This window comes from Paenibacillus tyrphae, assembly GCF_024158745.1.
Classification (GTDB): domain Bacteria; phylum Bacillota; class Bacilli; order Paenibacillales; family NBRC-103111; genus Paenibacillus_G; species Paenibacillus_G tyrfis_A.
In genome coordinates, this window is sequence record NZ_JAMZAW010000018.1 from 38,696 (window position 1) to 52,035 (window position 13,340).

General features: G+C 56.4%; 10 protein-coding genes. 3 read left to right on the plus strand and 7 right to left on the minus strand.

Features of this window, described 5'->3' with window-relative positions:
• Position 1: 1 nt before the first annotated feature.
• Entirely contained in the window at positions 2-1,999 is a 1,998-nt protein-coding gene (gene uvrB, locus NI000_RS24615) for an excinuclease ABC subunit UvrB (protein ID WP_253414138.1), read from the minus strand.
• Positions 2,000-2,277: 278 nt separating this feature from the next.
• Here uvrB and NI000_RS24620 point away from each other — a divergent pair, with 278 nt between their 5' ends.
• Positions 2,278-3,069: a flagellar motor protein gene (locus NI000_RS24620; RefSeq protein WP_253414035.1), complete on the plus strand. Its 792-nt coding sequence runs from the start codon at positions 2,278-2,280 to the stop codon at positions 3,067-3,069.
• On the plus strand, positions 3,053-3,847 hold the full coding sequence (locus NI000_RS24625) for a flagellar motor protein MotB (protein ID WP_253414036.1): 795 nt from the start codon (positions 3,053-3,055) through the stop codon (positions 3,845-3,847). The genes NI000_RS24620 and NI000_RS24625 overlap by 17 nt, the downstream gene beginning before the upstream one ends.
• Positions 3,848-3,942: 95 nt before the next feature.
• On the opposite strand, the gene NI000_RS24630 is transcribed toward NI000_RS24625, so the two are convergent.
• The 5 genes from NI000_RS24630 to ftsE all read right to left on the minus strand — a co-directional run bounded on the left by NI000_RS24630 (position 3,943) and on the right by ftsE (position 9,959).
• A complete protein-coding gene (locus NI000_RS24630) occupies positions 3,943-5,235 on the minus strand; it encodes a PDZ domain-containing protein (RefSeq protein ID WP_253414037.1) in 1,293 nt (430 codons plus the stop codon).
• A 318-nt stretch (positions 5,236-5,553) separates the two neighbouring features.
• Positions 5,554-7,005, minus strand: coding sequence for a S41 family peptidase (locus NI000_RS24635; RefSeq protein ID WP_253414038.1), 1,452 nt, complete (start codon positions 7,003-7,005; stop codon positions 5,554-5,556).
• 93 nt (positions 7,006-7,098) lie between these two features.
• Positions 7,099-8,325, minus strand: coding sequence for a murein hydrolase activator EnvC family protein (locus NI000_RS24640; RefSeq protein WP_253414039.1), 1,227 nt, complete (start codon positions 8,323-8,325; stop codon positions 7,099-7,101).
• Positions 8,326-8,368: 43 nt separating this feature from the next.
• Complete coding sequence (gene ftsX / locus NI000_RS24645; RefSeq protein WP_253414040.1) at positions 8,369-9,283, minus strand: permease-like cell division protein FtsX; 915 nt, start codon at positions 9,281-9,283, stop codon at positions 8,369-8,371.
• The gene (gene ftsE, locus NI000_RS24650; RefSeq protein WP_010496838.1) at positions 9,273-9,959 is read right to left on the minus strand and encodes a cell division ATP-binding protein FtsE; all 687 of its coding nucleotides are present in this window, start codon (positions 9,957-9,959) and stop codon (positions 9,273-9,275) included. The genes ftsX and ftsE overlap by 11 nt, the downstream gene beginning before the upstream one ends.
• 322 nt (positions 9,960-10,281) lie before the next feature.
• On the opposite strand from ftsE, the gene NI000_RS24655 reads away from it, so the two are divergent.
• On the plus strand, positions 10,282-11,778 hold the full coding sequence (locus NI000_RS24655; RefSeq protein WP_253414041.1) for a VanW family protein: 1,497 nt from the start codon (positions 10,282-10,284) through the stop codon (positions 11,776-11,778).
• 93 nt (positions 11,779-11,871) lie between these two features.
• On the opposite strand, the gene argH is transcribed toward NI000_RS24655, so the two are convergent.
• On the minus strand, positions 11,872-13,287 hold the full coding sequence (gene argH, locus NI000_RS24660) for an argininosuccinate lyase (RefSeq protein WP_253414042.1): 1,416 nt from the start codon (positions 13,285-13,287) through the stop codon (positions 11,872-11,874).
• Positions 13,288-13,340 lie beyond the last annotated feature (53 nt).

Genomic DNA, 13,340 nt, shown 5'->3' on the forward strand with positions numbered 1-13,340 from the left:
ACTACAGCTCGGCCTTCAATTCGAGCACGGCATCGCGGAGCTCCGCGGCACGCTCAAACTGCAGGTTTTTGGCTGCTTCCTTCATTTCCTGCTCCAACCGTTCGATCAGCGAGATGCGGTCTTTCTTGGACATCTTCGCCTGCTTCACTTCCGACAAATAGTCGGCCTTCTGTTCGGCCACCTTGGTGGCTTCAATCACATCGCGCACTTTCTTCTGTATCGTTTGCGGCGTAATGCCGTGTTTCTCGTTATAAGCGATCTGAATCGTCCGGCGGCGGCTCGTTTCCTGAATCGCCTTGTCCATCGAATCGGTTACTTTATCCCCATACATGATAACATGCCCGTTGGCATTGCGCGCCGCCCGCCCGATCGTCTGGATCAAGGAGCGCTCCGCGCGCAGAAAGCCTTCTTTGTCGGCGTCGAGAATCGCCACAAGCGATACCTCGGGCAAGTCCAGCCCTTCCCGCAGCAGGTTGATGCCGACGAGAACGTGGAACGTGCCGAGCCGCAATTCGCGCAAAATCTGCATCCGCTCGAGCGTCTTGATGTCCGAGTGCAAATACCGCACTTTGATGCCGATTTCCTTGAAGTAATCGGTCAAATCCTCGGCCATCTTCTTCGTTAGCGTCGTGACGAGCACCCGTTCGTCTTTTTTGATCCGGTCTTGAATTTCTTCCAGTAGATCGTCGATCTGCCCTTTGGTCGGGCGAACTTCGATCACCGGATCGACGAGTCCGGTCGGACGAATAATCTGCTGCACCATCTCGGGACAATGCTCCAGCTCGTACGGTCCCGGCGTCGCCGAGACGTAAATAATCTGATTCACTTTCTCTTCGAACTCCTCGAAACGGAGCGGCCGGTTATCCAGTGCCGAAGGAAGCCGGAAGCCGTGATCGACGAGCACTTCCTTACGCGCCCGGTCGCCGTTGTACATCGCGCGGACCTGCGGCAGCGTCACGTGCGATTCATCCACGATCACGAGCATGTCGTCCGGGAAATAATCGAACAGCGTGTACGGCGTCGCTCCGCGCTCGCGGAACGTCAGAGGTCCCGAATAGTTCTCGATCCCGGAGCAGAAACCCATCTCCTGCATCATCTCGATGTCGTAGCGCGTCCGCTGCTCCAGCCGCTGCGCCTCCAGCAGCTTGCCCTCTCCGCGCAGCTGCTCGAGCCGTTCCTCCAGCTCCCGTTCGATATTCACGAGCGCCCGCTTCATCGTTTCCTCGTGCGTCACGAAGTGGGACGCCGGGAAGATGGCGATATGATCGCGTTCGCCGATAATCTCGCCGGTGAGCACGTTAATCTCCGTGATCCGCTCGATTTCATCGCCAAACAGCTCCACACGGACCGCTTGCTCGCCGCGTGAAGCCGGGAAAATCTCGATAACGTCGCCGCGCACGCGGAACGTGCCCCGCACGAAGTTCATGTCGTTGCGCTGGTACTGAATGTCGATGAGCCGATGCAAAATGTCGTTGCGGGAACGCTCCATACCGACCCGCAGCGATAGCACGAGATCCCGGTACTCCATCGGAGAACCGAGGCCGTAGATGCACGATACGCTCGCGACGATAATGACGTCACGGCGTTCGAAGAGCGAGCTGGTCGCCGAGTGCCGGAGCTTGTCGATTTCTTCGTTAATGCTTGAGTCCTTCTCAATATACGTATCCGACGACGGAATGTACGCCTCCGGCTGATAGTAATCGTAATAGCTGACGAAATAGGAAACGGCGTTGTTCGGGAAAAACTCCTGCAGCTCGCTGCACAGCTGCGCGGCTAGCGTCTTGTTGTGCGCAATCAGCAGCGTCGGCCGGTTCAACTGGGCGATCACATGGGCAGCCGTAAACGTCTTCCCCGTTCCCGTTGCGCCAAGCAGCGTCTGATGTCTTTTCCCTTCACGCACACCGTTCACCAGCTGCTCGATTGCGGCCGGCTGATCCCCTTGCGGCTGAAACTCCGCTACGAGCTGGAATTTCTTGTCGCTGTAGACGACTTCGTTCATTTTGCTCATCTGATCACCCGTTCATTAAAAAGACTTTGTTTTCCTTCTAAACTTTTATCTACCATATTCCGATAAATAACTAAGCATCGGTTGACGCGCGTTCGACTCCGTTCGACGATTTCCTTTGATAGGAATATTTGTTCCCATACATTATACCCTTTTTCTCTTTCTGTTGCAAACGAATCCCATTTCCTGTTTTTCCAAAGCTTCGCTTGTGCAGAAAAAAGAAAAAGGATGCAGCACCACATTAACTTTAGATATCTAGGGGTGGAACGACAGTGGACTTGACTACATTAATAGGTATTATCGTAGGCCTTGGCGGTCTGATCGGCGGCTATCTGATGGACGGCGGTCACCTTTCTGCGCTGGTGGTTCCCAGTGCCATGCTCATTATTTTCGGCGGAACGTTCGGAGCGGTCATGATCAGCTTCCCGATGTCCCAGCTTAAGCAAATCGGCAAAGCTTTGGGGATGGCATTCAAAGAGCCGAAGCGCGACCACGCCGCGATCATCGACGAACTGGTCGATATGGCCACGATCGCCAGACGCGAAGGCGTGCTTGCCTTGGAGCAGCGCGCGCAAGAGCATAGCAATCCGTTCCTGCGAGACGGTCTCATGATGGTTGTCGACGGCACCGATCCGGAGCTTACCCGGCAAATTCTGGAGCTGGAGATGGATGCGATCGAGCACCATCACGAAGGCTACGCCAAAATGTTCGAGGCGGCCGGCGCCTATGCTCCGACGATGGGGATCATCGGTACCGTTATGGGCTTGATCCACGTGCTTGGCAACCTGTCCGATCCGGGAAGTCTGGGGCCGGCCATTGCCGTTGCGTTTACTGCAACGCTGTACGGCGTATCGTCCGCCAACGTTCTTTACTTGCCAATCGCAAGCAAAATCAAAATCCGCAGCAAAGAGCAAATTTCCGAGATGGAATTGATGCTGGAAGGCATCCTCGCGCTTCAAGCCGGGGAAAACCCGCAGCTCATCAAAAAGAAACTGAACTCGTTCCTCCATCAGGAACATAAAAAAGTCGAAGGCGCAGGTGAGGCCGGTGGCGCGGAAGAATAAAAAGCAGGAAGCCCCCGAAAACCACGAGCGATGGATGGTTACCTATGCGGACCTGATTACGCTGCTGCTCATCTTTTTTGTCATCATGTATGCGATGAGCAAGGTGGACGTGCAAAAATATGAGGTACTGTCGCAAGCGCTGAAGTTCGAATTCATGAAGGCCGATACCATTATGCCGAAGGGCATGGGCATCTCCGGTTCCGCCAACCCGGCGAAGGGCGGAGACGACAGCACGAAAACCGAGCAGCAGCTCAGGGAAATGAAAGAAAGGGAAGAGCAGGAGAAAAAGGAACGCCAGCTCGAAGATCTGCTCAAAAAAGTGCAGGTCTATATCGAAGAAAACAACTTGCAAACCCAAGTGTCTGCAGCGAATACGCCGCGAGGGGTAGCCGTCACGCTGGACGATCTGTTCTTGTTCGATCTCGGCAAAGCGGATTTGAAGCCGCCCGCGATTCCGGTCTTAACCAAGCTGGCGAGCTTGTTCCCAACGCTCGACGCGACGGTCAGCATCGAAGGGCATACGGACGACCTGCCGCTAGTGACAGGCTCTTTCTACAAAGACAACTGGGGGTTGTCGCAGGCTCGTTCGCTTTCGGTACTGCGGTACTTCCTCTACGAAACACAGCTCGATCCGAAAAAACTCGTTTCGACGGCTTACGCGGATACGAGACCCGTGGCGGAAAACAACAGCGCAGAGAACCGCGCCAAAAACCGCCGGGTCGAAATTGTCGTGCTGCGGGAGAAGCCCGCGTCCGCACTTCAACCATCCGGTAATTAAAACCCGTTCCATTGCTTATTACCGCACTAACCTCTTATTTGAAACAAGCCGCTTGGCGTGACAATGTCTCTCACGCCAGCGGCTTGTTTTTGTGCTTATACCGATTTGGAGCCCGAACGATTGCTGAGCAGTCCGACCGGCTTGCGGCTGAAGTACGCCCAGATCGGCCGCTGCCTTATCTCTGCATAGTGAAGCGCCTCTTGATCGGGCGCAAGCACGATGCCAAGCTGATGGTGCTCTCCCGAAAAAATTGCGCGCTTCAAAAATTTGCTTTCGCCCGCCAAATTCAAGATTTCCAGCTTGCAGAACGCCGAGTTCTGCTGCATTGCCTGGTGCAGCTCCTGCTTCGTACGGACAGGGATCCCGTTGACTTTGTGAACGATTTCGCCGACGGCAAGACCTAGCTCGTCCGCCGGACTGCCGGGCAGAATGCCCAAAATTTTCAGCCCGCGGCTCCCGTGTACATACAATGGACTGCGCCTCGCTTCATCCCACCGGCTGTAGACGATCATCGCTTCGTGCATCAGAATGCACAGTACGGATGCCACGGCCATAAACGGCGGCCACCAAGCGGCTACGGCTGCAAACAGCAGCAGGGCAGCGGCATAGAGCAGCAGCAGGTTCGAGCTGAGCTTCACTTTCTCCTGGGGCAGCCGCGACATCGTCATCTCGGTAAAGCCGATCATCACGGGGAAGCCGACGATCGTCCAGCCGTGCTGCCACAAATCGCCGCCAAGCAGCGGCGTCCAAGGCAGTGCCGTCCCCCCGGCCATCGGCACCAGAAGAAACAGCGTCATCGGCCAGTAGCCTTGCAGCTGATATCCGCCGACAATTTTGCCCCGCTTGCTCTCGTAAAACATCGGCGTGCCAAGCCGCGTGCCTTGAAAGCGCACGAACAGCGCTTCCGCCAGATGCAAAACCGCCACAAGCGCCAGCATGGACGGCATATTCAACGACAGCAGCGGTCCCGTCACCCATGCCCAGGAAGCCGCAGCCTCCCCTTCGTATAATGCGGGAAAAGCCCGCAGGACCGCCTGCACCAAACCGATGACGCCGACGGCATAAGCCCAGCATAAAAAGCGCACCCGCGCGAAAATGAGCAGCAGAGAAACAAGCCACATCAGAACAACCGCCTCCGGCTGAACGGACGCCCCGATTCCCGCCATCAGGACAGAAGCGGCGAGACCACCCACCCAGCCCCACAGCACAGTTCGCCACGTTTCGGACAGTAGCGAATGCAGCTTGGTCGCGAACAGCTTCCGTTCGAACGCAATCTGCCGGCGGTACTGCAGCACGATGAATAGAATGCCTACATAGTAAAAAGGATGCGTCAACAGCTGCAACAGCGCCCGGAGTCCCCGGTACGCCAGCTCCAAACCAAAGTCCATGGCCGGCTCCTTTTCGAAGTCCCGTGAATAACAAGCCGCTGTGCAGCCAAAGCGTTCTTCCGACCGCTGTTGTTCCCGGACTTCTGGATTATCAATACGTTCTATAGGTTGAAGTCCGGAAACAAAGGCGAACACTTCGTTTCTACAGAACGCTTTCCGCTGCTCCGCACGTTATTCACCAGACTTCGAAGTTTCTAAATTAAAAAGAAAACCTCCAGCGAGGCCGTTAAGTCAGGCGGCCCCGATAGAGGTTGTTATTTCGACGCGGATGCTTCGTTTTCCTGCCGTCGGCTGAATTTCCCTAAATCCCGGAAGCCGTTACTTCTTAACGGCACCTTGCATGTACTCGACAGCCGCCTTAAGCTGCAGGTCGTTCTTTGGATCGCGGATCTCGGCCAGGATCGCCTTCTCCAGCTTGTTCGCCGTCTCGGTATCCACCTCGCCGGTGATCGGCAGACCGTTCAACCGCTGGAACGCCTTGACGGCCAGCGCGGTTTTTTCGCTGTAGTAGCCGTCCTGCCGGTCCGGACCGAGCCCCAAGCCCTGCAGCATGATCTGCAGATTTTTGACGTCCTCGTTGTTCGTATCCGGCTTAAGCGTCGCTTTTTTGCTCAGAGGCGCCACTTTGAAATAAGCCGGTTGCTCCACAGGCTTCGTCGGCGCAATGCCTTTCTTGTGAATCCAAGTGCCGTTCGGCGTGAGCCACTTGTAAACGGTCATCTTGATGTTGCTGCCGTCGCCCATTTCTTTCTCGAACGTCACCTGAACCGTACCTTTGCCGAACGTGTTTTCTCCGATCAGCTGGCTGCCTGCGGAGTCGTGCAGCGCGCCGGCCAGTATCTCGGATGCGCTCGCACTGCCCTTATTGATGAGCACCGACACCGGGTACGGCTTGCCGGCTCCCTGCGATGCCGTCTCCTCGCGCTTGCCTTTGCGGTCTTCGATCTGAACGATTCCCTTGCCTTTCGGTATGAACGGCTCGACAATTTCCACGACCGCGGTAAGCAGACCGCCCGGATCGTTGCGCACGTCGATGATGAGTCCCTTCATCCCTTTATCCTCCAACGCTTTCAGCTCTTCCTTGAACCGTTTGGAGGTGTTGCTCGAGAACTGCCGGATTTCGATTTTGCCAATCTGTCCGGACAGCATCTCGCTGTATACGGTCTCGACATCGATGTCATCGCGGACGACGATCATCTGGATCGGCTCCGGCGCCCCGGCCCGCAGCACTTCGATCTTGGCCTGCGTGCCCTTGGGACCACGGATCTTCATAATCGCCTGGTTGAGCGACAGCCCTTCCAGCTTCTCTCCGTTGATCGAGACGATGATGTCGTGCGCGTGAAGTCCGGCCTTCTCGGCCGGCGACCCTTTGATCGGAGCGACGATGGTCACTTTGCCGTCTTCGGAGGTCACCTCCGCGCCGATGCCTTGGAACGACGAGGAAATGTTCTCGTCGAACTGCTGCGCCTCCTTCTGATCCATATACACCGTAAACGGATCGTCAAGCGTGGACAGCATCCCGTTAATCGCGCCGTTCACGATCTTGTCGTGATCGACATCGTTCAAAAACTTGCCTTCGATCAATTGGTACGTCGTTGCCAATTTTTTGTAGTCCTTGCTGGTCAGCCCCGATTTCACGTCGGCGGATGCCGAGCCCTCCAAGCCGACGGCGGCGAAAATCGACGGATGTACGATCGTCAGCGTCATAATGCTGCTTGCAAACATGGACAACAGGACAAACGCCAATACGGTACGTCCTTTAAATGTCATTTTATGATCCCACACCGCCTTTGCTGTTCCCGCTACTTGACTAACTTGTCTTTCTAGTTTATGACAAGCCAAGAAAAAATATGAACAGCAGCATTATCTCAAATACGGCTTCGGATCAACCGGATCTCCGTCGATGCGGACTTCAAAATGCAGATGGTTTCCGGTCGAACGTCCGGTGGAACCGACCTCTGCAATCTTTTGGCCACGCTTGACGGTATCCCCCTTCTCTACAACGATGCCGTCGTTGCGGATATGCCCGTACAGCGTCCATACGCCTTTGCCGTGATCGATGACCACGCAGTTGCCGTACCCGCTCCACCAGGACGCGACGATGACGACGCCGTCCTCCGCGGCAAAAATGTCGGTTCCGCCCGGCGAGGGCAGATCGAGCCCGGTGTGCGTTGCTTTCCGTCCGGTAATCGGGTCGGTTCGGGTGCCGAAGTCCGAAGACATCTGTACGACGCGCGGCAGCGGATAGCCAAACTTGCCGCCACCATAAGTATATGCCGGCGCAGCGGGAGTTGCCTTGCTCTTCTTGGCGTTCTCCGCCGCTTTGGCCTGCTGAAACGCGCGCTGTTTATCCGCTTCCTGCTTCGCCACTTGAACGAGCTGCTGCTGCACTTCTTCGCTGATATCTTCCAATTCCTTTTCCTTTTGGGAAAGGCTTGCGATTTTGACTTCCTTTTCTTTTTCCTTCACGACAAGATCGGCTTTGATGGCCGACGCTTGGGCGTATAAAGTTTTTACCTCCGCCAGCTGCTTTTCAATCACCACGCGCTTGTCGGCGATCACGGCCTTGTCCCGCTTGTTCGCTTCCAAAATTTCTTTGTCCTGCCCGACAATCGATTTAAGCGCCTGCAGCCGGTCCAAGAAATCGCTGAAGCTGGTGGAGCTGAGCAGCACGTCGGCGTAGGAAACGACGCCGTTCATATACATCAGACGCAGCCTGGATCTAAGCATCTGGTCGCGGGAGACGATTCTCGCTTCCGCTTCCTCCAGCTGCTGAGCGTTCTCCTTCAGAGAGGTCGTGACGGTCGACACTTGGTCGTTCAGCACGTTGAGCTTCTTGTTCGTCGCGTCGATTTGGCCGAGGATGGCGGTAATATCGTTCGACGTCTGCTGCTTTTCCTGCTGCACCTGATTGATTTGCTTTTCCGTCTCGTTCACTTTTTGCTGCGTTGCGGATTTCGTTTTTTTAAGCTCATTGATTTCCTGCTGAATCCGCTGCGACTCCGACAGCGCAAAGCCGTATTGCGGAGCGATAAGCGTTCCTACCAAACCGGCCGTGACAACAAGAGGCACCCAAGACTTCTTCAACATCCGTTCCTCCCCCGACTATTCATCCGAGCTTGATCGTTGGTTATTAAACTTTCAAAAATTTGCGGACCGACAGCGTGCTTCCCCAGATGCCGATCATAATGCCGATACCCAGCAGAAGCCCTGCCGTTTTAAGGCTGATCGCTTCAAAGGGCAGCAATTGAACGAGCAGCAGGTTCAAGTCAAGCTGGATCGCCCGCATCATTTCCCAATACCCGTACAGCAGCAGGCCGACGGGAATTGCCGAACCGATAATGCCGAGCAGCGCCCCTTCGATAAAGAACGGCCAGCGGATAAACGAGTTGGTCGCCCCGACGAGCTTCATGATCGAAATCTCGCGGCGGCGCGCCACGATCGTAATTTTAATCGTATTGGAAATCAGGAACATGGCGGTCAGCGCCAATCCGGCCACGATGACCAGCCCGACGTTGCGGACGATCGACGTCACTTTGAACATCGTCTCAACCGTGCCTTGTCCGTAGCTGACCCGGTAAATCGGCTTCGTCGGCTTGCCGTTGTTCAAGCCCTCGATCTGCTTGGCGACTGCCGCGACCTCGCGAGGCTCGGTCACTTCGACGGTGAAGGAATCGTTCAGCGGATTGTTCTCGCCCTCGAACCCTTCGAGCAGCTGTTTCCCTTCTCCCAGCTTTCCGCGCAAGTATTCAAGCCCTTCCTCTTTGGAAACAAACTTGACCTTCGAAACGTTAGAGATGGCCGAAATTTCGTTTTGCAATGAAGTTACCTGATCCTGCGGCGTCTTCACCTCAAGATACACCCGGATCTCGACCTGCTGTTCGATCTGCTGGGTCAAGTAATTGACATTCAGCGTCAGAAGCAAAAAGACACCCAAAATAAACAAAGAAATCGCAATCGCACTAATGGAGGCAAAGGACATCCAGCCGTTTCGAACGACGTTTTTACCGCCTTCGCGAAGATGCCGCACGGCCGTGTTAATCCTCATAGCCGTAGTCACCCCTTACCTCATCCCGGACAAGCCTGCCCGATTCGATGGCCAGTACCCGCTTGCGCATCGTGTTGACGATTTCTTTGTTGTGCGTTGCCATAATGATGGTCGTACCGCGGAAGTTAATTTCTTCCATCAGCTTCATAATGCCCCAAGACGTATCGGGATCAAGGTTCCCCGTCGGCTCGTCCGCGACGATGACGGAAGGGCTGTTCACGATCGCCCGGGCAATGGCGACCCGCTGCTGCTCGCCCCCGGAAAGCTGGGTCGGCAGAGAATTGATTTTGTCCTTGAGCCGTACGAGCTCCAGCACTTCGAGCGTGCGTTTCTTGATGAGCTTCTTCGGCGCCTCGATCACTTCCATGGCGAAGGCGACGTTCTCATATACGGTAAGCTTCGGGAGCAGCCGGAAGTCTTGGAAAATGACCCCGATATTGCGCCGGACAAACGGAATTTTGCGCTGTTTGAGCTTTTCCAGATTGAAGCCGTTGACGAATATCGTGCCTTTGGTCGGTCGCTCTTCTCTGTAAATCAATTTCATAAAGGTCGATTTGCCGGCGCCGGAAGGGCCAACGACATAAAGGAAATCGCTTTGGTCGACCTTGACGCTAATGCCTTTCAAGGCATGGCTGCCGTCAGGATACGTTTTCCAAACGTCCTGCATTTCGATCACGATATCACATCCTGAAAAATTTGCGAGTCTGTAGACCGCCTCGAGGGCGGACTTGATGCCAGCCTTTACAAGTTCGACATAAAAGCGCAAAATCCTTTATCCGACAATGAATTTCTACAGTTTCTTCACATTTCGGAACACCGGTTCGGGTCGGAGTATAAGGCAGTGCGGTTCGCCGATTCGCTCTTCTTCGACCGGATCGTACAGCCCGCGCGGCCTTGCGCGGACGGTTGGCGAATGACGACGAATGGAAAGTTTCGGGGCTTGGCCGCATATAGATGGAGAGGTACGAGTGTATCGAGGAACAAAAGGAGAGCCCGTCATGCCACGTTGGAATCTGCGTTTTCACTGGTTCTGGATCGGCACGCTGACGCTGATGCTGGCCATTTTCTTGTTGGTTATCGCCTACGGGTCGCTCGCCCGGGTTCCTGCCGGCGTCCATGTCGTGGACTGGCCGATCGGGGGCCTGTCCTGGCCCGAGCTCGAGCGTCAGCTTGCTTCGAAAACGTCGGCGCTGCTGGAGCAAAAGGTCCGGCTGAACGTGCCGGGAGGCGGCAGCGCCGAGCGGACGCTCCGGCAGCTCGGGCTTGAAGTCAACGGCCAGGAGCTGCTGGCGCAGCTTCAGCCCGTTCGGGAAGGGCCGCCGTACCGGCGGGCAGCGGCCCGTTGGCGGCTGCGGGGAGCCTCGCTTGCGCTGACGCCCGCGCTGTCGGCAGACAAGCTGCGGGCCGTGCTGAGCGAAGCGTTCCCGCAGGTGTACGCCCGCAAGCCTACCGATGCGCAGCGGCTGATCGATGACAACGATGCCATCCGTTACGTGCCCGAGACCCGTGTCGAACGAGTCGACGAAGCGCAGCTGCTAAGCCGGCTCCAAGCGGCGCTGCCGGACTGGGGAACCTTGGCCGCAGTGCCCGAATCCGCGGGAGAAAGCCGCCAGCAGGCGTCGGCCGCCATCCCGTTGGACGTTCCGCTGCGGACACAAGAGCCAGCCATTACGGAGCAAGCGCTGCGCGCGCAAGGCATTATACGCAAAATCGGCGAGTTCACGACGGTGTCGCCACCGGCCCCTTCCGCCGCCGTCAGCATCGAAGGACGCGTGCACAACGTCCGTTCGACGGCCGCTTCCCTGCAGGATGTGCTGCTGAAGCCGGGCGAAGTGTTCGACTATGCCCCGTTCATCGAGCGGACGGAGAAGCGCTTCGGCTTCAAGGAAGCGCCAGTCATCGTGAACGGCAAGCTCGTTCCCGGCATCGGCGGCGGCATCTGCCAGGTGTCGTCTACGCTGTACAACGCCGTCCTGCGGGCCGGTCTGGCCGTCGTCGAGCGGCGGAATCATTCGCTCCCCGTGAGCTATGTCCCGCTGGGGCAGGACGCCACGTTCGCCACCGGCCACATCAATTTCAAATTCCGCAACTCGACGGATCATTATTTGCTGATCCGTACTTCCTCGGACGAGCGCAGCCTCACCGTGAAGCTGTTCGGCCAGACGCCGCCGAACATTACTTACGAAATCGAGTCGAAGACACTCGAAACGTTGGCGCCGCCGGTCAAGTACGTGCTGAATCCTTCGCTGCCGAGCGGCAAACAGGAGATTGTCATGCAAGGAAAGCCCGGGTATGTCGTCGAAACGTTCCGATATAAGAAGCAGAACGGCGGCGTCATTTCGCAGGAAAAAGTATCGCGTGACACCTACCATGCCCAACCGACCGTGATCGCTTCCGGCGGCGGCTCGGGAACGCTTGACCGTACGGCGCCTCCGCCCGGAGAGTCGCCTGCACCGCTGATCGAGGACGGCGTCCGGGGGCCGACCTTCCGGTGACCATGCGCAGACGCGAGAAACCCCCATCCCGTCTGAAGGCATGCGGCTGATGTAGCCGCCCTTCAGCAGGTGGGGGTTTTGGACTTACCTTACTTACCTGCTTTTTGCGAAAAATTCCTCGAACCAAGCCGACGAGCCGGCCAGAACAGCTTCCGCCCGTTCGATCGCTTGACTTACCTGCGCAGCGGCGGTACCGCCGTAGACGTTGCGGGCGTTTACGACACTCTCCGGCTGGAGCACGTCGTAGATGTCCTGATCGAACTGCTTGGAAAATTGGTGGAATTCTTCCAGCTTCAGATCGAGCAAATACTTTTGGTTTTGGATACAGTAAAGTACGGTTTTGCCGATGACTTCGTGCGCTTGACGGAACGGCATTCCTTTGTTCACCAAGTAGTCTGCAATATCCGTCGCATTGGAGAAGTCCTGGTTGACGGCTTGTCGCATCCGGTCCTTGTTCACCTTCATCGTGCTGATCATCGGTGCGAACAATTGCAGTGCGCCCTGCAGCGTGCGGACCGTATCGAACATGCCTTCTTTGTCTTCCTGCATATCCTTGTTGTAGGCGAGCGGCAGCGACTTCAGCACGGTCAGGAGGCCGAACAGATTGCCATAGACACGGCCCGTTTTGCCGCGCACAAGCTCGGCGACATCGGGATTTTTCTTCTGCGGCATAATGCTGCTGCCGGTACAGAAGGCGTCATCCAGCTCGATGAACCGGAACTCTGTACTGGACCACAGCACGAACTCCTCACTAAGGCGCGAGAGGTGCATCATAATCGTCGCCGCGTTCGACAGGAACTCCAGAATAAAATCGCGGTCGCTCACCGCGTCGAGCGAGTTCTCGTACACACCGTCGAAGCCGAGCTGCTCCGCCACGAAGTGACGGTCGATGGGGAACGTCGTCCCCGCCAGCGCCCCAGCACCCAGCGGCAGCACGTTCACGCGCTTGTAGCTGTCCTGCAGACGCTCGATGTCGCGCTGGAACATCGACACGTACGCCATCAGATGATGAGCGAACAAAATCGGCTGCGCCCGCTGCAAATGCGTGTAGCCCGGAACGATCGTGTCAAGATTGGCTTTCGCTTGTCCGATCAGCGCTTCCTGCACCTTGTTCAGCAGACCGACAAACTCCACGACCCGCTTGCGAAGCCATAGATGCATATCCGTAGCTACCTGATCGTTGCGGCTGCGGCCGGTGTGCAGCTTGCCTCCGACCGGGCCCACCTCGTCGATCAGCGCCTTCTCGATGTTCATATGAATGTCTTCGTCGCTAATGGAAAATTCCATTTCGCCCCGGCGAATGACGTTCTGCACCTTCAGCAAACCGTCCTTGATTTTCTCCACGTCGTCTGCCGGAAGAATGCCGCATTTGCCCAGCATGGTCACATGCGCCAGACTGCCCTGGATGTCCTCCTCGGCCAGCTCCTTGTCGAACAGGATCGACGCCGTATATTCTTCGACCAGTTGGTCCGTCTTTTTCGTAAACCGTCCGCCCCACAGCTTGGACATATCAGCGTCCCCCTTTTCCTATATCATATGCATCGAATGAGTACTGCTCGGTA

Coding starts and splice junctions, on each gene's coding strand:
- uvrB (WP_253414138.1), bottom strand. CDS start 1,999: ATGAACGAAGTCGTCTACAGCGACAAGAAATTCCAGCTCGTAGCGGAG.
- NI000_RS24630 (WP_253414037.1), bottom strand. CDS start 5,235: ATGGACTTTGGTTTGGAGCTGGCGTACCGGGGACTCCGGGCGCTGTTG.
- NI000_RS24635 (WP_253414038.1), bottom strand. CDS start 7,005: ATGACATTTAAAGGACGTACCGTATTGGCGTTTGTCCTGTTGTCCATG.
- NI000_RS24640 (WP_253414039.1), bottom strand. CDS start 8,325: ATGTTGAAGAAGTCTTGGGTGCCTCTTGTTGTCACGGCCGGTTTGGTA.
- ftsX (WP_253414040.1), bottom strand. CDS start 9,283: ATGAGGATTAACACGGCCGTGCGGCATCTTCGCGAAGGCGGTAAAAAC.
- NI000_RS24655 (WP_253414041.1), top strand. CDS start 10,282: ATGCCACGTTGGAATCTGCGTTTTCACTGGTTCTGGATCGGCACGCTG.
- argH (WP_253414042.1), bottom strand. CDS start 13,287: ATGTCCAAGCTGTGGGGCGGACGGTTTACGAAAAAGACGGACCAACTG.